The sequence below is a fragment of the Haloarcula argentinensis DSM 12282 genome, assembly GCA_000336895.1.
GTDB classification, from domain to species: domain Archaea; phylum Halobacteriota; class Halobacteria; order Halobacteriales; family Haloarculaceae; genus Haloarcula; species Haloarcula argentinensis.
Genome location: AOLX01000005.1, coordinates 169,080 through 194,991, shown reverse-complemented (window position 1 = coordinate 194,991; position 25,912 = coordinate 169,080). Strand labels below are relative to the sequence as shown.

The 25,912-nt window shown below is 60.4% G+C and carries 23 protein-coding genes and 1 rRNA gene; 14 read left to right on the top strand and 10 right to left on the bottom strand.

The features are described from left to right. Positions 1–50 precede the first annotated feature (50 nt). On the bottom strand, positions 51–1,667 hold the full coding sequence (locus C443_RS01555; protein ID WP_005533135.1) for a TCP-1/cpn60 chaperonin family protein: 1,617 nt from the start codon (positions 1,665–1,667) through the stop codon (positions 51–53). Positions 1,668–1,701: 34 nt separating this feature from the next. Then, positions 1,702–2,973, bottom strand: a complete 1,272-nt coding sequence (gene fmdA / locus C443_RS01550; RefSeq protein ID WP_005533133.1) for a formamidase — start codon at positions 2,971–2,973, stop codon at positions 1,702–1,704. Between the two features lie 443 nt (positions 2,974–3,416). On the opposite strand from fmdA, the gene C443_RS01545 reads away from it, so the two are divergent. The 3 genes from C443_RS01545 to C443_RS01535 are packed head-to-tail and all read left to right on the top strand — an operon-like array spanning position 3,417 to position 5,279. After that, a complete protein-coding gene (locus C443_RS01545; protein WP_005533131.1) occupies positions 3,417–4,094 on the top strand; it encodes an SCO family protein in 678 nt (225 codons plus the stop codon). Then, on the top strand, positions 4,091–4,618 hold the full coding sequence (locus tag C443_RS01540) for a TlpA family protein disulfide reductase (RefSeq protein ID WP_005533128.1): 528 nt from the start codon (positions 4,091–4,093) through the stop codon (positions 4,616–4,618). Before C443_RS01545 ends, C443_RS01540 begins: the two co-directional genes overlap by 4 nt. Position 4,619: 1 nt before the next feature. Then, a complete protein-coding gene (locus C443_RS01535) occupies positions 4,620–5,279 on the top strand; it encodes a cytochrome c biogenesis protein CcdA (RefSeq protein ID WP_005533127.1) in 660 nt (219 codons plus the stop codon). A gap of 188 nt (positions 5,280–5,467) precedes the next feature. On the opposite strand, the gene rrf is transcribed toward C443_RS01535, so the two are convergent. The 3 genes from rrf to C443_RS01520 all read right to left on the bottom strand — a co-directional run bounded on the left by rrf (position 5,468) and on the right by C443_RS01520 (position 7,879). Then, positions 5,468–5,590 (bottom strand): 5S ribosomal RNA (gene rrf, locus C443_RS01530). A 219-nt stretch (positions 5,591–5,809) separates the two neighbouring features. Beyond that, entirely contained in the window at positions 5,810–6,427 is a 618-nt protein-coding gene (locus tag C443_RS01525; protein ID WP_005533125.1) for a nitroreductase family protein, read from the bottom strand. Between the two features lie 126 nt (positions 6,428–6,553). Further along, complete coding sequence (locus tag C443_RS01520) at positions 6,554–7,879, bottom strand: hypothetical protein (protein WP_005533123.1); 1,326 nt, start codon at positions 7,877–7,879, stop codon at positions 6,554–6,556. A gap of 368 nt (positions 7,880–8,247) precedes the next feature. Between C443_RS01520 and C443_RS01515 the strand changes: the two genes are divergently transcribed. The 6 genes from C443_RS01515 to C443_RS01490 all read left to right on the top strand — a co-directional run bounded on the left by C443_RS01515 (position 8,248) and on the right by C443_RS01490 (position 13,463). After that, complete coding sequence (locus C443_RS01515) at positions 8,248–8,997, top strand: ABC transporter ATP-binding protein (protein WP_005533121.1); 750 nt, start codon at positions 8,248–8,250, stop codon at positions 8,995–8,997. Beyond that, positions 8,990–10,423, top strand: a complete 1,434-nt coding sequence (locus C443_RS01510) for a hypothetical protein (RefSeq protein ID WP_049943815.1) — start codon at positions 8,990–8,992, stop codon at positions 10,421–10,423. The genes C443_RS01515 and C443_RS01510 overlap by 8 nt, the downstream gene beginning before the upstream one ends. A gap of 168 nt (positions 10,424–10,591) precedes the next feature. Next, positions 10,592–10,825 carry a DUF2249 domain-containing protein gene (locus C443_RS01505; RefSeq protein WP_005533117.1) on the top strand — a complete coding sequence of 78 codons (234 nt, stop codon included), beginning with the start codon at positions 10,592–10,594 and terminating at the stop codon, positions 10,823–10,825. Between the two features lie 101 nt (positions 10,826–10,926). After that, complete coding sequence (locus C443_RS01500; protein ID WP_049943814.1) at positions 10,927–11,802, top strand: hypothetical protein; 876 nt, start codon at positions 10,927–10,929, stop codon at positions 11,800–11,802. A gap of 70 nt (positions 11,803–11,872) precedes the next feature. After that, complete coding sequence (locus C443_RS01495) at positions 11,873–12,682, top strand: hypothetical protein (RefSeq protein WP_005533112.1); 810 nt, start codon at positions 11,873–11,875, stop codon at positions 12,680–12,682. A gap of 229 nt (positions 12,683–12,911) precedes the next feature. Beyond that, the gene (locus C443_RS01490) at positions 12,912–13,463 is read left to right on the top strand and encodes a hypothetical protein (RefSeq protein WP_005533111.1); all 552 of its coding nucleotides are present in this window, start codon (positions 12,912–12,914) and stop codon (positions 13,461–13,463) included. Between the two features lie 8 nt (positions 13,464–13,471). Here C443_RS01490 and C443_RS01485 read toward each other — a convergent pair whose 3' ends face one another. Continuing rightward, positions 13,472–13,975, bottom strand: a complete 504-nt coding sequence (locus C443_RS01485) for a GbsR/MarR family transcriptional regulator (protein ID WP_005533109.1) — start codon at positions 13,973–13,975, stop codon at positions 13,472–13,474. A 136-nt stretch (positions 13,976–14,111) separates the two neighbouring features. Between C443_RS01485 and C443_RS01480 the strand changes: the two genes are divergently transcribed. Together C443_RS01480 and C443_RS01475 are read left to right on the top strand one after the other, a co-directional pair. Continuing rightward, complete coding sequence (locus C443_RS01480) at positions 14,112–14,465, top strand: ArsR/SmtB family transcription factor (protein WP_005533108.1); 354 nt, start codon at positions 14,112–14,114, stop codon at positions 14,463–14,465. 117 nt (positions 14,466–14,582) lie between these two features. Continuing rightward, positions 14,583–15,458: a fructosamine kinase family protein gene (locus C443_RS01475; protein WP_005533106.1), complete on the top strand. Its 876-nt coding sequence runs from the start codon at positions 14,583–14,585 to the stop codon at positions 15,456–15,458. Between the two features lie 42 nt (positions 15,459–15,500). Here C443_RS01475 and C443_RS01470 read toward each other — a convergent pair whose 3' ends face one another. From C443_RS01470 to C443_RS01455, 4 genes are all read right to left on the bottom strand, one after another. Further along, positions 15,501–16,880 carry a sugar porter family MFS transporter gene (locus C443_RS01470; protein ID WP_005533104.1) on the bottom strand — a complete coding sequence of 460 codons (1,380 nt, stop codon included), beginning with the start codon at positions 16,878–16,880 and terminating at the stop codon, positions 15,501–15,503. Positions 16,881–16,988: 108 nt separating this feature from the next. Next, complete coding sequence (locus C443_RS01465; protein ID WP_005533102.1) at positions 16,989–18,194, bottom strand: ABC transporter substrate-binding protein; 1,206 nt, start codon at positions 18,192–18,194, stop codon at positions 16,989–16,991. Next, entirely contained in the window at positions 18,191–19,372 is a 1,182-nt protein-coding gene (locus C443_RS01460) for an ABC transporter substrate-binding protein (RefSeq protein WP_005533100.1), read from the bottom strand. The genes C443_RS01465 and C443_RS01460 overlap by 4 nt, the downstream gene beginning before the upstream one ends. Beyond that, the gene (locus C443_RS01455; RefSeq protein ID WP_005533098.1) at positions 19,369–20,409 is read right to left on the bottom strand and encodes an ABC transporter substrate-binding protein; all 1,041 of its coding nucleotides are present in this window, start codon (positions 20,407–20,409) and stop codon (positions 19,369–19,371) included. Before C443_RS01455 ends, C443_RS01460 begins: the two co-directional genes overlap by 4 nt. 518 nt (positions 20,410–20,927) lie before the next feature. Here C443_RS01455 and C443_RS01450 point away from each other — a divergent pair. The 3 genes from C443_RS01450 (at position 20,928) to C443_RS01440 (ending at position 25,712) form a co-directional block, all read left to right on the top strand. After that, positions 20,928–21,401, top strand: coding sequence for an Lrp/AsnC family transcriptional regulator (locus tag C443_RS01450; RefSeq protein ID WP_005533096.1), 474 nt, complete (start codon positions 20,928–20,930; stop codon positions 21,399–21,401). 428 nt (positions 21,402–21,829) lie between these two features. Beyond that, positions 21,830–23,317 carry a proton-conducting transporter transmembrane domain-containing protein gene (locus tag C443_RS01445; protein ID WP_005533094.1) on the top strand — a complete coding sequence of 496 codons (1,488 nt, stop codon included), beginning with the start codon at positions 21,830–21,832 and terminating at the stop codon, positions 23,315–23,317. Next, positions 23,307–25,712, top strand: coding sequence for a DUF2309 domain-containing protein (locus C443_RS01440; protein ID WP_005533092.1), 2,406 nt, complete (start codon positions 23,307–23,309; stop codon positions 25,710–25,712). Before C443_RS01445 ends, C443_RS01440 begins: the two co-directional genes overlap by 11 nt. Positions 25,713–25,912 lie beyond the last annotated feature (200 nt).

The window sequence follows — 25,912 nt, the reverse complement described above, 5'->3', positions numbered from 1 at the left end:
TGCATTCGGTCGGCTGGATAGCTGCCGGTGCTTACTCTCTTGTCATGCCCTCAGTGCCCCACCGCCCACGGATAGCCGCCCGTTGCCGCGTGGGCGTGGTCGTGTCTAGCGTCAGTTCTGCGCTCACCTGCACTAATCTGCACGATGTCGTCAATCCGAACGATCTGTGTCACAACAGCGACTGCCCGTTGCAGAGCACTCCTGAATACTGTGGCTGGTTCCAGAACACCCGCCGCAATCATATCGCGGGGATGGCCATCGGGGCCGACACCGACTGTCTCTGAACCAGCGTCGTGCCGCTGTTTTATAGTTGTCAGCGTGTTCAGTGGGTCCGTACCCGCGTTCGTGGCCAGTGTCCGGGGGATGGCTTCCAACGCGGTCCCGAACCCATCGAACACGATCTGTGTCCGGTCCGGTATCCCACAGGAGAGAGCGGCGATGTCCATCGCCAGTGCGGTCGGCACCGCACCGCCGCCCGGCAGGAACGTGCCGTCGTCGAGGATGACACGAGTAACGTCGATACAATCCGCTACGATGCGACGGACCTCTTCCGCAACATGTGGCGTGCCGCCACGGAGCAGCAGTGTTGCTCGTTGTTCCTCGGGGCAGCCCTGCATCGTGAGCGTCTGTGTCGTCCCGACCGTACGCTGTGTGACCGATTCGACAGTGCCGGTGTCATCGACAGTCAGGTCGTCAACGGCCATCACTGGCGTGCTCCCTGTCGCCCGGGCAATGACATCGAACTCGTCCCGCCGAGTCCGCTCGACAGGGAGTACACCTCGTTGAGCGAGCGCGGTTCTGACCGCTTCGTCGATGGCTTTCTGGCAGAACAGGACGGTCGCATCTGACTGCACCACTTGCTCTACCAGCTCCGCTTTCCGGTCCTGTTCGTGGGCCTGAAACGCGTTCCGCTGTGTCGCGTCTTGTAGCTCCACCGATTCGACATGGTTCGGTTCCTCGATGCCGATTTCGGCGTCGACCATCGCGATAGCCGGCTTGTCGTGCGTTTGGATGCTTGGGTGACTGAGCGCTTCGAGGGATGTCGAAGATGTTTCCAGATCGACTACCACCCCGTCGAGACAGACGGAGTCACGAAGTTCGCCGCCGGGGTAGGACTTGAGCGTAAGCCTCGATGTGTCGAACTCGACAGCCTGCAGCGCACTGAGGGTCAGTTCGGCGAACCGATCGGTCGAAGCGTCGTCCCATCGGCCCGTGACGGCAGTCTTCGCAATCTGTGTCAGCCGGTCGTCGTTTCGGCTGTGCAGGCCACGTTCGTACTGCTCAAGCTGGTCAAGGGCAGCTTCGGCAGCCCTGACGTAGCCGTCGATGATTGTCGTCGGATGGAGCCCGTCCGAACGAAGCGCCGCGGCTTCCTCGAGCAGTGCCCCGACCAGCACGACGGCCGTCGTCGTCCCGTCCCCGACGGCGCTGTCCTGTGCAGCCGCGGCTTGCTCGACTAGCCGACCGACTGGATGCGTGATATCCATCCACTCGATGATACTCGACCCGTCGTTGGTGACGATGACCGTTCCGTTCTCGCCGACAACCATCTTGTCCAGCCCGTTGGGCCCGAGTGTCGTTCGGATTGCGTCGGCGAGTTCCCCTGCGGCGGTGTGTGTGGTGTTCGGCTCGGCACTGCCGTCATCTTCAGTCGTCTCTCCCAACATTAGTGTCGACAGCCCGTGTTGTCTCTAGCCCTCATTACAGCGGGTCGTCAGTGAGACAGACATTACCGCGGTCGGTGCTGTTGTGCTCGATCCCCTCTGGAGACGCGTTGAAGTCGAACGCGCCAGTCGGGAGAGCCAGCGTCGAACAGGCGTTTGGCACGTCCACGACGCCGCTCTGTCGCCCTTCGACCGGGACGGTGCCGAGGATGTGCAGCGCCTGCTGGCCGGTGTAGCCGAACTGCTTGAGATAATCGATAGCCTGGAGACAGGCCCGCCGATACGCGGTGTGGGAGTCGATATACTTCTGCTCGCCGTCCTCAGTGACGGAGTAGCCACAGAAGGTGACGTAGTCTTCGAAGTTCGGTCCGCGGTGACCCGGCTCGAAGATCGGGTGGTCGACGCCGAATTTCTCCATCCCGTCTTTCACGAGGTCGAATTCGAGATCGACGTAGGCGGCCATCTCAATAGCGCCACAGAAGGATATCTCGCCGTCGCCCTGCGAGGCGTGGAAGTCACCGATGCCGAACTTCGCCCCCTCGACGTACACCGGGAAGTACACCGTCGATCCGATGGAGAGGTCCTTGATATCGTGGTTCCCGCCGTGTTCCCGGGGTGGAACGGTCCGGGCCGCGACCTCTGCTGCCTCCTCGGCCTCGTCGGGGTCCATCTCGCCCATGAGCGCGCCGTCCGGTGTCGGCGGGTTCGCCACGACTGGCTCTTCCTTCCCGGTCGGATGGTTCGGTATCGACTCGGGGTCCTCGGCGTGTTTGTCGATGAGTTCCTGTTCGCGTTCGTTCCATGTTTCTAGCAGTTCTTCGCTGGGCGCACACCCTGCGAGGCCAGGATGGATCTTCCCCTCGTACTCGACATCGGGAATGTGGCGCGAGGAGACCGTGTAGCCGTCGATATCCCAGATGGATTTCGCTGCCTTGGGGAAGTGGTCGGTCAAAAAGCCGCCGCCGTTTTGCTGGGAGAACGTGCCAGTGAACCCGAACTCGGAGCGGTCGTTGAGCGGCCCCATGTCGTGGAACTCGACTTTCAGCAGGTCACCCGGCTCGGCACCGTTGACGTGAACGGGCCCTGCGAGATAATGTACTTGCGAGAGATCCACGTCGCGGACCTCGTTGGCGTTGTCGTTATCGGTTATCTGTCCCCCGGTCCAGTCGAGAGCCTCCAGTCGCATGCTGTCGCCAGGGTCTGCTTCGACAACCGCCGGGATGTCCGGGTGCCACCGATTGAACGGGTTCGCACCCGGCTGTTCGTCTGGCGCACTGTCGACATCTACCTCGAACTTCGTTTCTGGCATTACAACTACAGTATCGGATAGATTACACATAAGTGTTCGGACGGTTGACGTTTAGAAATTACAGTTTCAGACGATAGCAAACAGTATTCAGATGGGTGTTTCGGTCAGATAACCACATATAGGCATAGATGGGGCATATAAGTGTACGTGAGCGACAAGATAATTCAATTTGGTGTCCGATCAGTTTTGTTTATGATTGATGTGGAGAATCGCCGATTATAGCCGATTTTGCTATGGTCTACCATGCATCATATTGCTGGTGTACGGGCCGATCGAGCACGCAGAATCATCGGAACTCAGCTGGGTCGTGAAAGCAGTCCCAAACTGGGAGCTCTGCAACATTGATACACACTCACAGCCAGAGATAATACGAAAGCAGCCGAACGGCGGTTTACGAGAGTCACACCAGATTCTCCAAATATTCGAGGGCACAAGCACCGTGTATGCGCAGACGGACGGTTCTCAAATCGACCGGTACGGTTGGAACAATTGTTGGAGTTGCCGGGTGTCTCGGTGGTGGTCGCTTCGGCGATTCGAATCCCGATGTTGTCCTCGAAGAGCCCGACCGGGAGTTCGAGAGCAGCGACGTTCCGTATCCCGCATGGGGCGAGCAGATTCCGGACGTGAGCGTCTCCACGCCGACCGAATCACGCGAGGTTCGGTTGCACGATATCGAAACGCCGGCCCTCCTCACGTTCTTCTACAGCCACTGCCAGACTGTGTGTCCTGTCCTCATCTCGACCCAGCGGAACATTCAGAGCCACGCACAGAACAACGGTTACGCTGATGCGGTCACGTTTTTCCCGATGACCTTCGACCCCGGCCGTGATACCGCTGACCGGCTTGGGGCGTATGCCGACGAGATGAACGTCGACGCCGATAGCGAGAACTGGCAGTTCCTTCGACCAGCGTCGAAGCAGCGAGCCAAGGCTGTCATACAGGACCAGTTCGGGGTAATGTTCCAGCGAACTGACCCTGAAGACATGGATATGTACATGTTCACGCACACAGCACTGACGCTACTGGTCAACGCTGATGGGTTTGTCGAGCGTGCCTACCGCTCGAAGTCGCCGGACGAGGAAACCATCATTGCTGACCTGAAGACGGTGAGAAACGCGTGAACCGCCGACAGGTCGTTGCGGCGATGGCCGGGCTCGGTCTCACCGGTGGGAGTCTCTGGGTTACCCAGAACGGGCTGTCGGGTATCCAGCCCCGAGACACAGACCAGCTTCCGATTCGTGTTGAGACGCTTGATGCACGCGGCTCGTCGGCAGGCGAGACAGCCGTGCCGACGCCGGGCACTGTCACGGTCGTCGACCTGTTCGCCACGTGGTGTGCGCCCTGTGACGACCAGCTTGAGATACTCGACACGATTCGGGCTGAGTACACTAACGTGTCGTTCGTCTCAGTGACGAACGAGCGGCCCAGCGAGACACTGACGAGGGCTGACATCAGCGAGTGGTGGAACCGCAATGGCGGTGCTTGGACTGTCGGCCTTGACCCCGGTAGCGAGTTGCTGGCGGCGTTCGGAGCCGACGGACTTCCGTACATCGCGATTGCCGACGAGAGCGGGACTGTCCAGTTCGGCCACAGCGGGCTTGCCGAAGACGAAACGCTTCGAGACGAACTCGACGCGCTGGTGTAAGATGGCTGGCGTTGCCGTCCTCGGGACACTCGTGTTCGCTGCGGGCGCTGGCATCACGACGTTTTTCGCTCCGTGTGCGTTCCCGCTTCTCCCGGGGTACATCGGATATTACCTGCGTGAAAGCGACGAGAATGTCGGGATGCTGCCACCGGCCACTGCCGCTGCTGGCGGAGCGCTTGTCGCGCTCACTCTCGTCGCCCTACTCGTCCTCGCACTCGGGCAGCCACTAAAGAACGCCCTCCCGATGCTCGAACCAGTCATCGGGCTCGCTCTGGTCGTATTCGGTGCCCTGATGCTCCTGAACCGCGAGCCAGAACTTCGCGTCCCGCTGCCACAGCGACCGGCGTCGGTAGCCGGGTTCGGCGTGTTCGGTGCTGTGTATGCGGTTGCCGCAGCGGGCTGTGTCGTGCCGCTGTTCTTCGGCGTCGTCACTCAGGCGCTTGCACTGCCAGTCCACACAAGCGTTCTCGTCCTGACAGTGTACGCGCTCGGGGTAGCGCTCCCGCTTGTCGGTGTGACACTTCTCGCGGACGTTGGCATCGGCATCTGGCAAAACTTCGGCACGTACCTGCAACGGATACACCAGATCGCAGCCGTCGCGATGATCTTAGCTGGTGGTGGCCAGATCTACCTCGCGGTGTTCGAACTGGGCGTTGTGTAATTGTAATCGAGCGGCGGATGATTCCCCGCGAACGCTGCCTGTTCGTTCTCCCAGCGTCGACAGCGACAGATCAACGATGTGGCTACGAACACTTCGGTACAGAACGGTGACGCTGTCTGGGTGTGCGTGGTACCGACGCAAGCTACAGTGGGTCGCGTCGCTCATCGACGCGTAGGAATAGGTATGAATGGTGGCGGCGAACCGCGTTTCCCAGAGGCTCGCGCACTCCAGTACTCCCCGGAACGCTGGTGGGCTTATCTTCCGTGTTCGGGATGGGTACGGGAGGCAACCCCACCGCTGTGGCCGCCTATACGATACCTCTCGTGGCCACACTTATAAGCGTAGCTACTTGGAGACAGGAACTACCTGGACACAGTTCAGCCGCTTAATAATACAGTATCGAAGCACGGAGGACACGACTCGCTCCGGCGCTCTGTTCCGGAGTGGTAACATGCCGTCCCGACCGGCGGTACCTAAGTGGTACCTACGTTCGTTGCGACCTAGACGGCGTTCAGAACGAAGCTAGCCGCTCACTCAAACCGGCCGTTGAAGACGATCTCGTCCAGTGGCTTCCGATCACTCGGCTCTTCTCGCTCTTTGAGGTCGTCAGGTAGCGTCTCGGGGTCGGCGCGCTCACCGACGGCGACCATCGCCTCGGCGTCGAATTCATCTTCGGGGACGCCCAGAGTGTCGTGAATTCGGTCCCAGTCGAAGCCTGCCATCGGATGAACAGCTAGGTCACGCCGAGCACCTTCGAGAGCGAGATTCTGCCACGCAGCGCCGGTATCGAAAGAGCGCGTCACGGCGGGTTCATCGTTGTGGTCGAGGGTAACCTTCGAGAAGACGGCGATGAGTGCGCCGGCGTCGCGTGCCCAGGAGCGGTTGGCTTCGTTCAACAGACCGAGGAAGGCGTCCCATTCGTCGTCTTCGCGGGTGGCGTAGACAAACCGCCAGTGCTGATTGTTGAACGCGGACGGGGCCCAGCGTGCGGCTTCAAACAACGAATGGAGGTCATCGTCAGCGAGCGAGTCACCAGTCATCGCACGCGGTGACCAGCGATTGACAAAGAGCGGGTCGACGTTGTGGACCGGGTCACGGTGTTCAGCAACCTCGTCGTCAAGATTGTGGCCGATATTCGCCTGCGACATTATATATCGTCGTTCGGTTCCCACACTTATGTACTACTGGCAACATAAGTACAATCAGGTGACATCGATGTTATCTTCGGGTAATTATCAGGAGACATGGCATGAGATAGCACAGGTCTATACTGATCAGCGACCAGATGAAGGGGCGCCGAGTGAGACGCCGGCAAGGAAGATGGGCAGGCCGGCGATCGCAACAGCGGCAGCGCTGGCCGTGGCCATGGGTATGAATAGCACGCCCAGCCCAAACGGCGCAGGCAGTACCGGGAGGACCGGCAGCATCGACAGCACGAACCCGATGGCGGCCGTCTTCATCGCTAACCGACGGTTCCCGTGACCGACTGCGTACCCGGCCGGGAAAAGCACAAACGCGGGTCCAAGGACTAACAGTGCCGACACTGGGAGTGTGGTCTCGGTAGTGACGACCATTGGCGCCGCCACTATCGTCGCTCCCAGCGCAATGCCTGCGCCGACTACTGCGCCGCCAACGACCGTCCGATAGCTTGTCCGCTCACGGACACGCCGCTGTGAAAGTGCGATTCCACAGACGAACAGTGCAGTGCCACCGCCGAACAGTGGCGCCGCTATGCCACCCAGCCGTATAACGCCCGTCGCTCCGAGAATCGACAGGGCAGCCGCCAGCGCGCCGACGACCGCGAAAACGATGCCCGCGGAGTCCCGGGCTCGTTCCATATCCCAATCGAGCCAGGCGACGCCCCCGGCAGCAGCGCCGATCAAGAGTGTAAACACCGCTGCGGGGAGGGTAATGTATGCGAGCGCCTTCATCGCCATCACGGGACCGAGAAGTGTTCCGACTGCGAGTAGACTCAACAGCGGCCCAGCGGCCGTATCACGGGGGACGAACGTCACGATACGCCCGTCGTTGAGTTCGGTCAGCGTCATCCGCTGTCCGTCGTCTGAGACGGTTGCACCGTCGATGGACCTCCCGACCCGCATTCCGTCGGGAGCCACGACGACAAGCCGGTCAGCACCCAGGCCATCGAGGTTTCGATAGCCATAGGCTTCAGTGAACTCGCCAGTCCGGACCGTTCCGCCGACGGACCGCTCGGCGAAGTCAACCTCGCGGTAGCGCAGCGTTATGACGCCATCGCCGGAAACGTTCGCGCTCAGGAGTTCGGTGTCCCACATCGCTCTGTCGGCGATGGCAGTCCGGAGGCTCTCGTTTGCCCGAAGGCGTGCAACCCCCTCTGAATTAGACAGACGATTGTGGACGACCCACGTCGCGCTTCCGTTATTGTTGACGGCGACGGTTGCGTTGCTGTGGGTGACAGTGACCGATACACCGTGGGACTCAGCTGTCGATTCAAACGTGTCACCGCAGGCGTCACACAGCGGCCGCGGCGGCGGCGCTGCGCCAGCGGGTATGGCGGTACAGAGGAGCGACGCACAGACCAGACAGAGGAGGGCAAGGTGGTGGAGTCGATGCGGGGCCATATAATCTGTCTATCCTGTCATGTGTTAAGAGATATCGATTACTCAAACAACGATTATACAAACACGAACAGCAGATGACACTTCGGCCGATACATATCTGACAAGTATACCGCTCAATACATATCGTGTCCGTTATGCCGGCCGTATTCAAGTTTCGGGGGCGTCGGTGTGGGCGCCGGGCGGCAGGCATGTCATTCCCATCCGGTCGCTCAGGTCGTCGCGACCGCAAAGCCAGCCAAACAGGTGCTTGTTCAACTTTTTGCCGTGTTGCAGTGGACAATCCACGAAACGACTCTTGGACTATCTGGAATGTTCGTATCTAGTATAACAACTTATACCGACAGAACCACGATGGGAGGCAGAACGCCGTGACAGCAATCGAGATCGAGTCGCTCCGGAAGTCGTATGGTGACGTGACCGCGATAGCGGACCTCTCGCTCAACATCGACGATGGTGAGTTCTTCGGACTGCTTGGGCCGAACGGGGCCGGCAAGACCACGACGATGGAGATACTCACCGGGCAACTCAGCCCGGATAGTGGACAGGCAGCGGTACTCGGTGCCAATCCGGCAACCCAGCCCACAGCGGTCCGCGAACGAGCGGGGATTCTCCCCGAAAAGGAGTCACCGCCGAGTTTCATGACACCACGCGAGTACTTCGACTTCGTCGGTGCGATCCGAGATATGCCCGACGACGCGGTGACAGCGCAGACCGAGGCGTGGGCCGACCGACTCAGCTTTACCGAGAAGCTCGACACACTGTCCTCGGACCTCTCGCGGGGCCAACAGCAGAAAGTGATGATCGCTGGCGCGTTCTTCCACGAGCCTGCTGTCGTGTTCATCGACGAACCGCTGGCGAATCTCGACCCGATCGTGCAGGAGCGGGTCAAGCGTTTCCTACGCTCGTACCGGGACGCCGGCAACACGATCGTCGTCACGACGCACGACGTAGATGTCGCTGCCGAACTCTGTTCGCGGGTCGGCATCATGTACGGCGGCGACCTCGTCGCCGACGTCCGGCCGGCGGAACTCGATGCGGATGTAACGCTCCTCGACGTGTTTCTGGACAACGTCGACGCAACAGTGGATCAGGGAGCTAAACCGCTGACACATGAGTGACGGACGGGCGTGCAGGGTGTTCGTCGAGATGCTCCGTGAGGAGTGGCGACTCCACAGCCGGCTCTTCCGCGGCAGTCACTTCTCCCTGTTTCCGGTATTCATTTGTCTGCTCGTTGGTGGTGCAGCCAAACTTCTTGCTGTTACCGGGACCGAGCCGAAAACCGTATTCGCCGGTCTCCACGCACTGGTGTTCGTCTTCGGGCTCCACACGGGGTCGATCGGCTTTGTGGGACGGGATGCTCTCCGGAACCTCCTCGGTGATGTGACACTGCTGGTGTTCTCTGCTCGCACACTCCCGCTATCGCAGAACACGCTGCTGGGACTGTTCGTCGTCAAGGACAGTGTCTATTACGCAGTGCTGTTTCTGCTGCCTATCTCTCTGGGAACGGTACTTGCAGTCCGAGGAGCCGCCGGGCCCCTCCTCATCGCTGAGACTGTCTCCCTTCTGTGGACGACCCTGGCACTGACGTTCGTCCTCGGGATGGGAACGACGATTGCGGCCCTCGGTCTCGCTGGCGGTGGCGCTCCCGGACTGGCGCTACTTGCGGCCCCGCTTGTTGCAGTCGGTGCAGCACTGGCAAGCGGTATTGATCTCGTCTCCTACACCCCGTACGGCCTGTTTCTCGCCCAGACGCCCCTCCGGGTCGGCACGACAGTTACCTGTATCGTCGGCGTCTTTCTGCTGGGTGCAACTACTTTTGATGCGACCGCGCCCCGCCCCGTCCGAACGGTCGAACCGGCTTTTCGCCGCTGGTGGCGACGGATCGGTGACCCGGTTGCGACGAAGAGCCTGCTCGACATCCACCGGAGCGCAGGCGGGTTCGGGAAAGTCCTCTTCTCGGCGGCGGTGCTGTTCGGTGTCACCGCCGCGCTGGTCGATTTCGCCGGCCAGATCACGGGTGTGCAGCCGTCGACTGGTATCTCATTCGGTGCGATTCTCGGGCTCTCGGGATTTACGACCTACAACTGGCTCACCCAATCTGACGACGTGAGCCTGTATTTCGCCCACCCACTCTCTGTGAAAGCCGTTTTCGCGGGGAAGTTCCGGGCGTTCCTCCTGCTCGGCCCGCTGGTCGGACTCGCGTTCTACGCACTCGCACTCGTCTGGCGTGGCGGGTCGTTCGCCGATGCTGTTGTCGGGGCCGTCCTACTCGTCGGCGTCGCCTGCTACATCTTCGGCACCACCGTGTATCTCACCGGCCTCTCTCCGAACGAGTTCCTCTTCGATACGGCCCTGTTCGCTGTTTTCGGCGCGGCAATGGTCCTCCCACTGGTTCCGATCCTCATCGCCGGGTTCGCCATCTCGCCGCTGTCCGGGACCCTGCTTGCTGCGCTCGGTGTGTCTGGTGGCGTCTTGGGCGCTGTCGGTGTCGGCCTTTACCGTCGGTCGTTACCGAAGTGGTCGACGCGGTACCACCAGGCGTGAACTGCAACGACAGTCGTCTGTGACGACGAACAGAACACAACCCACCGAAATGTATCAGTAACGTGGTCGACGTGACCGAATACGGGCCCCGTAGTATCGCTATCGCTGTCCTGCCCTGAATATATTCGCACAAAGGCTCTCCACGGTAGCTAGCGATCGATAGATCGCATGGCAGAACAGCAACTCGATCTTCGAGAGATTCCACCGCCGAAGCGACACCCGAAGATCTTCGATGCGTTCGAGGAACTGGACAGCGGAGAGGCACTGACGATAGTCAACGACCACGAACCGACGCCGCTCTATCACCAGATGGCTGCGGAGCGACAATCGTTCGACGCCGAGGGCTACACTGTCGACCGCATCGGTCCGAACGAGTTCATCGCGACCCTTCCGAAGAAGTAGCCTGCGACCGAGGTGGAAAACCGGCTACGCCGATTGAGTGAGGGTGGTCATTGCGTACCGGCGCGACAAAGCACTTACAAAGCGATATAGAATCGACCTCTATGGTCCCTGCCCGTCCTACCCGCGATCAGGTCCCGGCTCTCTTGTTGATACTGGCCGGCATCGGCATCGTGTTGTTCGCTAGCGGCCAGATCTATGATTACTCCCGGACTCAGCACACGTACTCCATCTCCGAACCTGACCGCGATATCTACCGGTACGGGGAACTCTCAGATGGTGGTCAGGTGTTGGTCAGGACAGCACACAATACCTCCGGTGAAGCCGCAGTTTCCGGGGCGGAACTGGACGCAGCCACGGAGTTCCGTCCCGATTCCGGCCCGACCATCGTTGCGGTCGATGGAACGTATTACTGTATTGATGCAGACCGCAGCCCCAGGGACGACGGGGGGACTGTGACTGGCGACAGGGGCTGTGAGAACCTCCTCTTCGGCACTGGTCCCGTCGTCCACGACTTCGAGTCGCTGTCTCCACAGGCTCAGGACGTGGTATCGCAGACACTTGCTGACTCCGACCACGAGGTCGCAATCTATGGTGACTCACCGCCGGAGTTCGAGAGCGGCTCCGATGCACCGTCGCTCAACGAGGGCATCTACTACATCCAGTACCAGGGGGAGTACTATCAACTCGATGTCGTTAGCAGGGGCGGTCTGGGCGTCGCGTTCCTGATACAGTTTCTGTTGTTCGCTGGCTTTGTCGGACTGTGCCTTGCGGTTGTCGGCGCAGTCAGCTTCTCCCGCCGACAGGTGTGGGTTCCGACGGTCCTGCTCGTCGGACTGGCTCTGGTCCTCGGTCTGTTCGCTACCCGGAACGCCGACCTGCTGCCGCTCGAGTTCGTCCTCTTCGACCTCGCCATCGACTTCGTCATCATCGTCGGGGGACTTGTCGTCGTCTGGGTAGCATACACCCGGCTGCGATAATCCGAACGAACACCAGTGATCGCATCACGGTTTCCGAATGGCTTTTGTTTGTCAGTATTGGGACTGGGATATGGACCGTCGGACTGCGAGGGTACTGAACGGCGTGCTGGCGCTATGCTGTCTCGCGCTCGTCTTCGCCGCTGTGTATCCGTTCACCACTGTCGACCCCCACTCGAAGAACCCGGTCGACGAGCGATTCACGGTGCCGGAATCCGACGAATACCGGGCGTCGGGAGCGATTGTCGCAGATAGTGAGACAGCGCTCGAATTCGAGGGCGCTGTGACTGCTGATGGCGGCCGCTACCTGTTCATTGACGAGGGTGCTGTCCAAACTGAACAGTATCAGGCGGCGCCGGGTGATCCGGTCTACAGTCGTATCATCGTTGCGGACGACGGTAGTAACGACCGCCAGCGAGACCAGATTCAGAGTGATACTGATCGGGAACTCCTCCGAGAAAGTCGGACTGACGACGCTGTCACATTCATTGTCAAGCAGGACGCAACCGATCTGGCCGACGAGGTCTCGGGAGCGGCGTCGGTCGTCGTCAGGAGCCTGTACCTCGTCGCATACGAACGGGAAGCCGACACTGCTCAGGCCGCGACCGTCTACAAGCCGCAAAACGGCTGGTACGAGGGGAGTGAAACGTACCACGTCACCGGGGCTACGGGGCAGGTCCGGACCGTCGGTGACACGACTGACGTTCGCTCTGCGACAGTTACGTGGGGCCTGACGAAGTCTGCAGGGACGTATGCAGAACTCGCTCTGGTTAGGCTGACAGGAGATGCGCCGAAAACATACGATCTCTCCTTCGAGTTCGAATCGGGCGAGACGACAGTGAGTCGGCCGTCGTGGGTCACCGACGACCGTACTGAAGCGTAGCGGACAGTCACAAGACTCGTCGTAGCGAAGGGCTCCTGTGTACGATTTGTACGGGGGCGTCAGCCCTCGGCGAACCGTACAAGAATGAAGACTAAGCGCTATAGAGACTGAGGCTGCAGGCAGTAAAGTAGAACACTGATGTCGGCTTCACCCTCCACGGGCTGAAAGTGTCACGTCTCCCGTGTGTATGGACGGTTTTTATTTCTCTCCCTGCGAACGCTTGGACAGAATGGCATCCTACGACGCGTTTGACCCGGCCGTCGAAATCAACGGGCAAACGGTACTCACGATAGTCGAGGTGGCGATGGGGAAGTTCTCAGACGAGTACCGGGAACGGGCGCTAGCAGCGCTCGCTGCGGAGGGGATCACCGAACCGGCGGCTGACGAGTGGTACCCACAGCAGGCCTGGCTGAACGCGTTCGAGACGATTGCCGATGACCTGCAACCGCACGTCCTCGACCGGCTGGGCGAACAGATCCCGAGCGTCGCGGACTGGCCGAACGATTTTGAGACTGTTCCGGAGGGGCTCCAGTCGATAGACAAGGCCTACCAGCGCAATCACCGTGGCGGGGACATCGGGCAGTACCGCTTCGAATCTGTTGACGAACGGACCGGCGAGGTGGTGTGTGAAAACCCGTATCCGTGCCCGTTCGACCGTGGCCTCATCCGTGGGGTCGCCCAACAGTACGCACCGGTTGACGCGTTCGTCTTTATCGAGGAGACAGGCGACACGTGTCGGCGGAACGGGGACGATGCGTGTACCTACACCGTCTACTGGTAACGCATTGACTACTGTTCGTAGGTCTCAAGCGCCTCGCGGAGTTCGGCAGCCGAGTACTCCGACGCGAGCTGTACGATCTCTTCTAGGTCTTCGTACGTCTCGCGGAGGTTCTGAATGGGCTCTTGCTCGCGAGCATCTGCCGGCACTTGCTCTTCCGCTCGGCGGATGGTCCGGAGCGTCGTCTGGACTTCCCGCTGGATGTATTGCTGGAACACGTCCTGCAGGATGAACCAGACCTCGCGTTCGGCCTCGAACTGGACGCGTCTGCCGCCGCCTGTAGACGACCTGCGGTGGATGAGTCCGATTCGCGATAGCGTCCGCGTGACGTTACTCACCGTTGATTTCGCGTAGCCAGTTTCTTCGACGAGCTCTGGGATGGAGAGGGTCCCCGATGCGAAGTACAGCACGCCGTAGATGCGCCCAGCACTTCGGCTGAGGCCGTACACCTCGGCCGATTGCTCCATCGATTCGATGACGCGCTCGCGTGCAACCGCGCTGTCATCATCACTCATGCATCCGAACTGGCTGCCCTGTTTGCCGCGTGTCCTGCTGTGTCATATTCCCGGCTATTGCTTCCGTAAGTATTAAATTGTTTGATTGGTTTGTTCGGATTGAGCCGAACAAACAGAAGCGACCTCCCTACAACCCATGGCAAGCGTCTTCCCCCATCACCCGCCGGTTGACTATGCACCCCGTGAACAGACGAACGTCGTAGTCAACGGTACCGAACCGACTGACGTCCTTCAGATTCTCTCGTCAGAGGCCGCCCAGGAGATACTGGGGGCGGTCAGGAACGAACCGCGGACCGCATCGGATATCGCCGACGCAGTGGACCGCTCGCTCCAGAGCGTCTCCTATCACCTCGACCGTCTCTGTGACGCTGACCTTATCGAACCCGCCGAAACGTGGTACTCGGAGAAGGGAACGGAGATGACAGTGTATGCCCTCGCCACGGAACGACTCGTCGTGCAGTTCGGTGACAGCACTGACCGGTCCGTGTAGCGTCACTAGTTGCTTCGAGCACTGCTGTTCCCGGGAGTTTACATTCAGAATCGCTTTGTTTTCGCTGTCGAGGCAGCAGACAAACAGATCTATTGGACCTCCTCTCGTACGCCGAATATGAACGAGGGGACGGGCGCGGAACAGATGCCGGCAACAGCGCTACAGCGGGTTTCGAGCGTACTGGACGCCGATGCTCAAAGCGCAGTGACACTCGACGGCGGGGAAGTCGGGTCGGTCTACTGTGTGTCGTTTCGCGACCACCCTGACGTGGCGGTGAAAGTCGACGACTCACCGCTCGGAATCGAGGCGGCAATGCTTCAGTATCTCGACCGTGACACGCCCCTCCCCGTTCCGGACGTCCTCCACATCGAACCGGAACTGCTCGTGCTGTCGTTCATCCGAGGAGACGGCCGATTCGACGAGCGGGCCGAACGCAACCTCGCGCGACACGTCGCGGCTCTCCACGACATCTCGGCCGACGCGTTCGGTTTTCCGTTCGATACCCTCTCGGGGCCGTTCAGTCAGTCGAACCCGTGGACTGAGTCGTGGATCGACTTCTTCCGCGAACGGCGGCTACTCCCGTTCGCAACGGCTGCACGGAACGATGGAACCTTGCCAGCCACCGAGTTCGATCGAGTACAGCGACTGGCGGAAACGCTTGATACTCGTCTCGTCGAACCGACCACGCCGTCGTTGCTGCACGGCGATATCCACCCCGGAAACGCTGTTGTGGCTGACGGAACCGTTCGGGCCGTCCTCGATCCAGCGATATATTTCGGCCACGCTGAAGTTGACCTTGCGTACGCCGACCGACTGGACTCGATCGGTGACGCATTTTTCGATGAATACCGTCGTCACCGCGATATCCCTGAGGGGTACTTCGGGGAACGGCGGGACGTGTATGTCGCTTTCCACGCGCTTGAGAACGTCCGGTTTTTCGGCGAAGACGGACTCCCGAGACTCGATAGTGCGTTAGACCGTCTCGGAGTGTAAACAGCAAGAGCGGTGGATTCGCCAGTCGTTCCGATGGCCGGCTCAGTCAGCCAACGAGATGTTCTGCCGGAGGTCGTCTTCGATTGCCTCCAGCGTCCGACCCTTGGTTTCGGGGACGTAGCGGTAGACAAACAACAGCCCTACGAGGCTACAGAGGCCGAACAGCCAGAACGTCGCAGAGGTTCCGACGCCGTCAGTCAGAACGGGGAACGTCAGCGACACGAGGAGATTCGCACCCCAGTTGGCGACAGTGACGACACCCATCGCCGAGCCACGAACGGAAAGCGGGTATATCTCTGATATCAGGAGCCAGAAGACCGGGCCGAGACCGATCGCGAAGAAGGACACGAACAGCATCAGACTGATCGTGGCGATGATGCCGAGGCCCCCGCCGAGGCCGGGGAGGTAGAAAACAGTACCGAGGACGGCGAGGGTTGCAACCATTCCACCGACACCGACAAGCAGGAGTCGGCGTCGACCGACGCGGTCGACGAGCATGATCGCCACGACCGTCATCACGACGTTAATTGTCCCGATACCGACTGTTGCAAGGATCGAGGCCACACTTCCGAGGCCAGTGGACTCGAGAATTGTCGGGGCGTAGTAGATGACCGCGTTGATACCGGTGATCTGCTGGAACACGGCGAGTCCGAGCCCGACCACGAGCGCTGGGCGGAGCCACGGAGCCAGCAGATCCCGGACGCCGGTTTCGGACTGTGTCTCAACGGTCTCCTCGATCTCGTCGAGCTCCTGCTCGACGCCACTGGATCGCGTCCGCTTGAGGACGGCTCTGGCCTCGTCGTTCCGCCCGTGTTCGAACAGCCAGCGTGGGCTCTCGGGCATTTTCAGAATACCAATAGCAAGCACGACGGCCGGGACCATCCCGGCACCGAGCATCCAGCGCCACGCACCCGCGTCGGCGAACGCGTAGTTGACGAAATACGAGAGCAGGATTCCGGTGGTCACCATGAGCTGATTGAGCGAGGTAAGCCCGCCGCGAATGTGCGGCGGCGCGATCTCTGAGATGTACAGTGGGCCGACAATCGACGCGAAGCCGATAGCGACGCCGTCGATAAGCCGACCAGCGACGAGGACGGGGACGGTCGGCGCGACGGCCATCGTGAACGATCCGACAAAGAACACGATAGCCGCGATGAGGATGAGGCGACGGCGACCGAGGCGGTCGGCCAACTGGCCGCCAACGGCCGCACCGGCTGCGGCCCCGGCCATCGCGCCACTGACGATGATCCCCTCGACCAGCGGCGACATGACGAACGAGTCCTGGATGAACAGGAACGCGCCCGAGATGATCCCGGTGTCGAACCCGAACAGCAGTCCGTTCAGCGCGGCTAACGCGGAGACGACGTAGACGAACCGGTCGCCGTCACCGCGGAGGACGTTTCGTATGGTGGCTGTGGACATCTATGTAAAATTGACTCGAATCTGTGTAAAAGTCTTTCCAAGTCTTTTCGCACGACAGCGGAGTCACTGAGAGATACCTGTGGCAGGTTGTGCCAGAAAACGGTGCCGCTATTCGTCTCTACCGTCGTTGATAATTGTCGCGAGGTGCTCCCGGTCGAACAGGTGCGCCTCTGTGAACTCCTCGGGGAAGTACCGCTTCGCGTACCGTTCGATCATGAATAGGTTATGCAGCGGGCCGGTGTAGATCGGGCCGCCGCGAAACACCCTGTCATTCTGGACGGCCCGCAACCGACTGCCCACTTCGTGGTCTTTCATATAGGCGAGTACTGAGTTCTCGAACTCCTCACGGGTCTTCCCTTCGCGATGGTATCGCAGAAGGAGTGAGTCCGGATCTATCTCCAGCAACGTCTCGTAATCGAGTGATTCAGAGCCGGAGTACCCCTCGATTCCGGTGTCCGAGAACGTGTCGGAAATTCCGAGCGTTTGGAAGTGCTCCTTGTTGGCTCCATTCCCGCTGATCCGATACGGCGTGAACGCTTCCGGTTCCTCGCCGGCGAACATGAGCGCGGCGTTCGGTCGCTGCTCCGGTGCTGGGAGCCGAGTCTGCACCGTTTCGACTAGCTCGTCATGTATCGAGCGGATCGCCTCGAAGCGCGCCCGTTCCTGAACCATTTCAGCCACCTTCTCGAAGGCCTCGTAAAGACTGTAGTACTGGTAGTCGTGCCATTCGTCAGTCTGTCGGAAGATGAGGTTCCCGAGAAACGGTGCGACGTTCTCCCGAATCTCTGTGAGGTCCGACTGATTCCACGCCCCAAGCCAGTCGATAAGCGCGTTGGGATCGATGAGGTGCAGGTCCGCGTCCATCTCGTAGAACGGTTCTTTCGAGACGCCGTCGTTCCAGAGCTGTGTGAGCCCGTCAAGATCGATGGATACCCCATCAAGTTCCGCGTAGTGCAGCGTTTTGTACCGTCCACGGTACCAAATCGACTGTACTGCGTCGCCGTGACCGAGCGCGACCAGCATATCGATGTAGTCCGCGGTAAACGGGGCAATCGTCTCGGGTACCGTTTCGAATTCGACGGTGCCGACTGGCTCCATCGTCACTGAATACGACCCGTCGGAAGTCGCTGGACCGGTCTCAGTACGGCCCGCTCCGGTATCTGTGGTACTGTCGCCGGTCCCAATCTCCGAAGATCCCTGATTGCTGTCGCCCGAACATCCGGCGAGTAATCCACCGAGAGCGAGTGCCCCGCTCCCTTTGACAATTTCTCTCCGCGTCGGTCGTTCGAACGACGCTCCGTCTCGATCAGTCACTCGAAATCACCCGTGACGATATTGGCAATTTGCTGTCGGTCGAAGAGTTCGGTGTCGGAGGTCACGTCGCCGAAGATATCGGGATACAGCTGCTGAGCCGCCCGTTCGGTCAAAAAGAAATTGTGAATCGGACCCTGGCGGAGGTAGCCACCGCGATACACGCGTCCGTTCTGTACCGCGGTCAGTTGACTGCCGACGGTGTGGTCCTGCATGAACTGCAGGACGGTCTCCCGGAACTCGGTCGCAGATTTTCGCTCGTGGCCGCGGACGAGGATAACGTCTGGATCGACCGCTAGAAGGGTTTCATAGTCGTACTCGCCCCGGTTGGTCGTACTGAGGTTCTCAATGTCGGTGCCGGCAAGCGCATCAGTAACGCCGAGGTCACGCCACTGTTTCTTGCTCGTACCCTTGTCGTTCAGGCGATAGGGCGAGAACGACTCCGGTTCGTCGGTGCCCTCGAACGTAAGAAGGACGTTCGGACGCTCCTCAGTTGGCGGGAGCTGACTCTGCAGGTCCGCGATGTATTCGTCGTGTAACTGTTTGAACGCCTCGTACCGGGCCTGTTCTTGGAAGACCTCCGCGACCTTCTCGAAGGCTTGATACAGCGTGTAATACCGGTAGTCGTGCCATTCATCGGAGCGCCGGAAGATCAGATTCCCGACGAGCGGAGCGACGTTCTCGGCGATCTCGTCGACGTCCGACTGTGACCAGTCGAACCAGTTGACGAGCATCTGTGGGTCGTAGAGGTGCACGTCGCTGTCGAGTTCGTAAAACTCCTCTTTCGTCCGGACCTCCGGGTTCGCGTCAATCGTCTCTTGGTCGACGGAAACACCGGGAAGCTCATCGTAGACGTACGTGTAGTAGCGGTCCGCTCCGCCGATACCTGTGAGGCCATCGGCCTGCCCGAGGGCCACGCCCATATCAGCGTAGGCACCACCGTAGGGAAGCCATCGCTCGGGAACCGTCTGGAACGTAACGTCGCCCACCGGCTCCATGGTGACGGTGTATGAGTTAATCTCAGTCGGCGTTGTGGTCTCTGTTGACTCAGTCGCGGTAGAGTCCGTGGCGGAATTGCTCGAACACCCGGCGAGCAAACTGCCGCCCACAATCAGCCCGCCACCCTTGATATAATCTCTGCGTGTCGGCCGTTCAAGCGTTGATCTATCGGCGTCAGTCACTGTTCCTCACCTGTGATTATGTCAGCGACCCGCCGGCGATCGAACAGCTGTTCCTCGACGGGGATTTCGGGGTACGGATCCCCGTCGACATACCCCGGCCACTCGCCGAACTGGTCGGGGTACAGTTGTTTCGCGGTCATCTCCGTCTGGAACAGGTTCAGGATTGGACCCTGCCGACGGGCACCTTGTGCATATATCCGTCCCTCTTGCACAGCGGTGATCTCTCTCGTCACCTCGTCGTTTTCCAATTGCGACCGTATCTCGGCGAGATTGTGCGACCCCGCCATCGGCCCGAGAACGAGCAGCACGTCCGGATCGGCTTCGAGAAGCAGTTCGGTGTCGAGCGTGATGTTCCGTCCGTCGTCACCATACCCGTCACCGACAGCATCAGCTAGTGCATCGGTAGCACCCAGCGGGCGAGTGTGGGCAGCGTAGTATCCCGGGTGGTTCATTTTATACCCCCAGATTCTCTCGTCGGATGTGGAGAACAGGACCAAGGCCGCGCTCGGCCGCTCACGTTCCGACGGAAGGCCCGCCCTGATAGTCTGCATCATCGATTCGCGAATTGATGTGAGTGTCTCGTATCGGTCGCACTCGCGAAACACCTGCGCGATCTTTCCGAAGATTTCCCAGAGCGTCTGGTATTCGTACGCATCGGCCCAGCCTGCTGGCGGTTTCTGGTGAGTGCCGCTGAGCGTGTTCCCGAACCACGGGCCAATGTTCGAGCGTATCTCCTGGAGGCTACTGTCGTCCCATCCCTCGGCTGTGGCAACCTTCGCTGGGTCCGCTATATGGATATCGCTATCGAGTTCGTACAGTTTCTCCTTTGACGGTGGCCACGAAGAGTACAGCCCCTCCCAGTCGATCGAGACTCCCTCAAGTCGGTGGAAGAACTTCCGATACAGCGATTGGTGGTATTCGGGCGCGTGCATCGCGTTGATCGCGTCGCCTCGACCGAGTGCGACCAGCATGTCCACGTGGTGACCCAGTATCGTGAATACATCCTGGGGAACCGCTTCGAACTCGACAGTTCCCATGGGCGACATTGTAACCGCGTATCCGTCGCCAGCAGCCGTCGGTTCAGCCTTTGAGGCTGATCGCCCTCCTGTGCCCGTCTGGGTCGGAACTGATTCTGAACCGGACTGGTCTCCACAGCCCGCTAGTAAGCCGCCACCCACCACCACGCCGCTATACTTCACGTAGTCACGTCTTGTCGGGGCCTCGTGGCTCGTGTCATCTCTCGACATAAATGTTAGGCCAGCCTAAAAATATATAACTGCTTCGGAATTTAGGCGCGCCTGAAAACCAACCCTTGTACAGATTTCGGCCGGATATCTCAATTGCTGGTCGCTTGCTCGGCTTTCATTGCAGACCTGCTCATAGACAAAACGACCCCTGTGCCGTCCTCTCGAATCGGTTCTGAGCCATCAGTTCTGAGCCATCGATTGATAGCCGTGTCAAGAGCGACCGCCCCATTCTCGCCGTTGGAACAGCCACAATAGGGGTATCGGGGGAACGTACAACAGTAAAGTGTCCTTGCTGTGGACACACTAGTATGGCTGACGAGGAAATCGACGACGTGGACAGGGCAATTCTGTACGCATTACAGGAGGATGCTCGAAACATGTCGTCCGGGGACATTGCAGAGCGAACCGATACGTCCGACAGTACCGTCCGCAAGCGCATCAATCATCTCGAGTCTAGCGAGGTCATCAAAGGCTACAGTGCTGATGTCGACTATCAGCAGGCGGGCTACCCGCTCCGAATGTTGCTCTACTGCACTGCATCGATCCCCGAGCGAGGCGATTTGATCCCCGAAATCCTCGATATCGACGGTGTGGTATCGGTTCAGGAACTGGTCACCGGCGAGGAAAACCTCCTCGTGACGGCTGTCGGTGAATCGGATAGCGATATCACCCCCGTCGCGCAGGCACTTCTCGATATGGGCTTGACGGTGGCCGACGAAGTACTCGTCCGGAGCCACGAGACGACGCCTTTCGGTAAGTTCGATTCCGGGAACGAGAGTTAGCTGAGGACGGGCTGCTGTCGCAGGATCGTGTCCCGGACACCTGCGTTCCCAGGGACGACACGGCCGGCCAAGTCGTCGAAGTGACTGCCTCGGTTTCCATACCGATCTGATTTTCGAGCGACTTCATCGAACGGGCTGGTAATATCGCCCCCGCTCAACACGCGACGACTCTCTGATATCCCACTGTGTGTGCGTGTGATCAAGGACCCGCTGTCGATGGATTTTGCCGATAGAGGCCACGAAGCCCCCGCGAATCACTCTGAAAGTAAGTTCCCACGGAGCGACAGCGAAGAAACATAACGTTCTATAATCTACTATTTCGGGAACAAATTGGTAGTATAGAAGGATTTAATAACCAGTCCGTTCGCACTAGAGGTGAAGACAACCAGAACCGGTCAATCACATTCCGTGATTGGTCACGAACAACGATGTCAGGACACAACTCAGCAAAGACGGTTGGATCACTCCCGGACACGACGGCCGACTCGCCGCTCGTGCCCGTCGCACTCACATGGCTCGTGTGGTCGATGTTTGCCGCGAGCATTGCTGTGCTTGCTGTCCGGGTCCGAACCGGGTTCGTCTGGGAGATACCCGGCGCGGTTGCCGTTGATGGGCTGACCGTCCTGATGTGGGTGGTCGTTACCTTCTTCAGCGGTATCGTTCACAGCTATTCGCGCCGCTATCTGGCGGGCAGTCGCCTCAAAACGCCCTTTTTGTCCACCGTGTTCGGCTTCACCGTGGTCGTGATGGGGCTGGTCGCGGCTGACCACCTCGCCCTGTTCGGGGCGCTGTGGCTTGCGATGGGGCTACTGATGGCGAAACTCATCGGTATCGTCCGCGGCTGGGACCAGGCACAGGCGGCTGCGACGGTCGCTCGCAAGTACTTCATCGCCAGTAGCACGCTTCTCGGTGTCGCGCTGACGGCACTGTGGTGGGCGACCGGTGCGACAACGGTTTCCGGAATTACGGCGGCCGCCGACTCACTCGGTGGCCCGGTGTGGCTGGTCGCCGCAGGCGCACTCGTGCTCGCGGCGATGATTCAGTCCGCTCTGGTCCCGTTCCACGGCTGGCTCCTCTCCTCGATGACTGCCCCGACGCCTGCCTCAGCCCTGATGCACGCCGGGTTCGTCAACGCTGGCGGCATTCTGCTGACTCGTTTCGCGCCAGTCATCACCGTCGACCCCGCTCTCATGCTCGCAATCGTCGGCGTCGGCGGTGCCAGCGCCATCGGCGGGAAACTCCTGAAATCGGTTCAGACGGACATCAAGGGCAAACTCGGCTGTTCGACGGTCGGCCAGATGGGATTCATGATCATGCAGGCCGGTCTCGGCTTCTTCGGGGCTGCTATTACCCACCTCATCCTGCACGGCTTCTACAAGGCCTACCAGTTCCTCAGTGCCGGCGGACAGGTCGAACATACCAGCCCGAGTGAGGGAACGCCGCACACGATCGGAACGACGGCGAGCATCGTTGGCGTCGTCGTCACACTGCTGACCGCGCTCGCAGGCGGCGCGGTGTTTACAGTGCTGACAGGGAAGGGAACACATATCGACAGCGGGCTCCTGTTGACCTTCTTCGTGGTATTCACGACGCTCCACGCGGCCCGCAACGCCGTCCAGCACACTTCGCTTCCGACGGTGGCCCGCTACGGGGCCGTCCCGGTAGTCTTCTTCCCGGCCATCGTCATCTATGCTGTTGTCTATTCCGGCGTCTCGGGTCTCATGCCGGTCAGCCCCGCAACGACCGAACTGACGCTGCTCCATGGCATCATCGCCGTCTTCTTCGTCGGCATCTACATCGGCATCGAGACCGGAATCCACGAGCGTAGCCAGCGTCTCTACGTGGCGTTGCTGAACGCCGGCCAGCCGGCAGCCGACACTGTGCTGACCACGACGGAGGACTACAATGAGTACTGAATCCACTATCCACGACAGTATCGACACCGCAGCCACCACTGTCGGTTCCATTTGGCCCATCCACTCGTTCGTGACGGCTAACCCCCTCGCGGGGTTCGAGGACCAGCCGTTCAGTGAGGCGGTCACACAGGCGGCCGACCTGCTGGGCGGCCGTGGCTACCCCAGCGCAGAGACGTTCCGTGCAGCGCTGGAGCGCGGCCAGATAAACCCAGAGATTCTCGACGCGGAACTCTCCGAGGCCGGTTACGAGAACGATCCCGAGACGCTGCTTGACCGGATGGGCGAAGTGACCGATGCCCCGGACAGCGATCCCGACACCGCCACGGACCGCGTCGACCAGGTACTGACGAAGTGGCTGTCGGCGTTCCTTGACGAAGGGAGCGCTCACTGGTCGATGCCGAACCGCGAAGCGGGGTTCTACACCGCCTTCCGCGGCGTGGCTGCACACGACGGCGATATTCCCGATGACGGGCTCATCACCGATCTACCGGAGACGCCGACCGAGGCCATCGAAACAGTGCTTGCGTCGTACCCAGAGAGCCAGTGGGTACCGATCTTCGAGGAGCAACTGGCCGCCCTCCCGGGCTGGACTGGACTCATCAAACAGCGTGCCGACGACGAGAGCGCGTGGCAGTCGGCATACCCGATTTCGCTGGACGGCTACCTCGCGGCCCGTCTGGCCCTGCTAGATGCTGTCGGTGCTGATATCGCTCCCTCGAACGGCAGCATCGATCCGGATCCGACCGCCGAACTCGCTGGGGCGTTCCTGCGCGCCTGGGAGGCGAGCTACCGCGATGACCTCGTCGAGACTATCGCTTCGGAGAGTCAGTCACACACCGCCGGCGACAGCCCGGGCCGTCCGGACGCCCAGCTGGTCTTCTGTATCGACACCCGATCGGAGATCATCCGCCGTCACATCGAAGCTGCAGGCGACTACGAGACCCACGGGTACGCTGGCTTCTTCGGGATTCCGATGGAGTACCAGGGCTACGACGCCGACGTGTCGGTCGACGCCTGCCCGCCAATTCTCGACCCCCAACACCACGTCACCGACGTTCCGACCGATGACGACACCCGCGAGAACCACGACCGCTTATGGAGCATCCGTGAGACCGCCGACGAAATTATCGAGACGCTGGAGGCCAACGCCGCCACGGCCTACGGCTTCGTCGAGACTGCCGGGAGCGGGTACGGCCTCGCGCTTGCGGCCCGTACACTTGTCCCCGGACGCGTGCGTGATCTATTTAATGCGGCTGATAGTTCAGCACCCGACGAACACGAGTTCTGTGAGCCGCTCGTCCACCACCAGCACACCTACACCGGAGATTTGCCCGTTGGGCTGACGACCGACGAGAAGGTCGAGTACGCCGCGACGGCCTTCGACCTGATGGGCTGGGAGACATTCAGTCGCCTCGTCGTTTTCACCGGACACGCCAGTGAGACGACAAACAACCCGTACGATTCGAGTCTGGACTGTGGTGCCTGTGCCGGCAACCCCGGCGGCCCGAACGCCCGCGTGTTGGCGGCGATTTGCAACGACACTGAGGTCAGGGCCGCGCTCCGCGACCGCGGTTTCGAAATCCCCGACGACACCGTCTTCCTCGCCGGCGAACACAACACGACGACCGACGAAGTGGAACTGTACGACAGCGACGTGCCCGAGAGCCACGCCGCCGACCTCGACCAGTTGCGCGCTGACCTCGCCACCGCCCGCGAGAACGCGGCCGCCGAGCGTGCCGAATCGATGGGAGGCGACGCGTCGTCTGGGGTCAGCGAAACGGAACGCCGCGCCGCCGATTGGGCTGAGACCCGTCCCGAATGGGGCCTGGCTGGCAACGCTGGCTTCGTTATCGGCCCACGCGAACTGACGAGCGGTGTCGACCTCGACGGTCGCGCCTTCCTCCACTCGTACGACTGGTCGACTGATCCCGACGGTGAGGCCCTGGAAGCAATACTTACCGGACCGATGGTCGTCACGCAGTGGATCAACACCCAGTACTACTTCTCGATGGTCGACAACGCTGTCTACGGCAGCGGCTCGAAGGTGACCCACAACCCCGTCGGCAACGTGGGCGTTTACCAGGGCAACGGCGGAGATCTGATGACCGGCCTCCCGCTACAGTCGCTCATGGCTGCCGACGACGATCCGTACCACCAGCCGCTCCGCCTCTCGACGGTCATCCACGCGCCGGTCGACCGCGTCACCGACGTTCTCGCCGATCATCCGGAGCTGGCGAACCTACTCGATAACAACTGGCTCTCTCTCACAGTCATCGACCCCACGCAGGACCACAGCGCCTTCGAGTACGAGCAAGACTTGGAGTGGTCGCCTGTGTCTGAGTTGTCCGAAACCGACCTCGCGGACCCGACCGCTCCGGCGGTCTCTGACGACTAAGCTGGTTCGAGCAGGCGGTATTCGGAACCGCTGTAGGCCGGTAGTTTTTCGAAAACCGCCGCTATGGTGGGTTTGGAACTATATAACTGACATCTCAATGGGGATAACTCGTTCGAAGAGCACTATCTGCGAACTCCCTTCTAAATGGGAGCAATATGACTCTACATATGGTAGACAAGTGCTTGAAATCAAGTAGTATT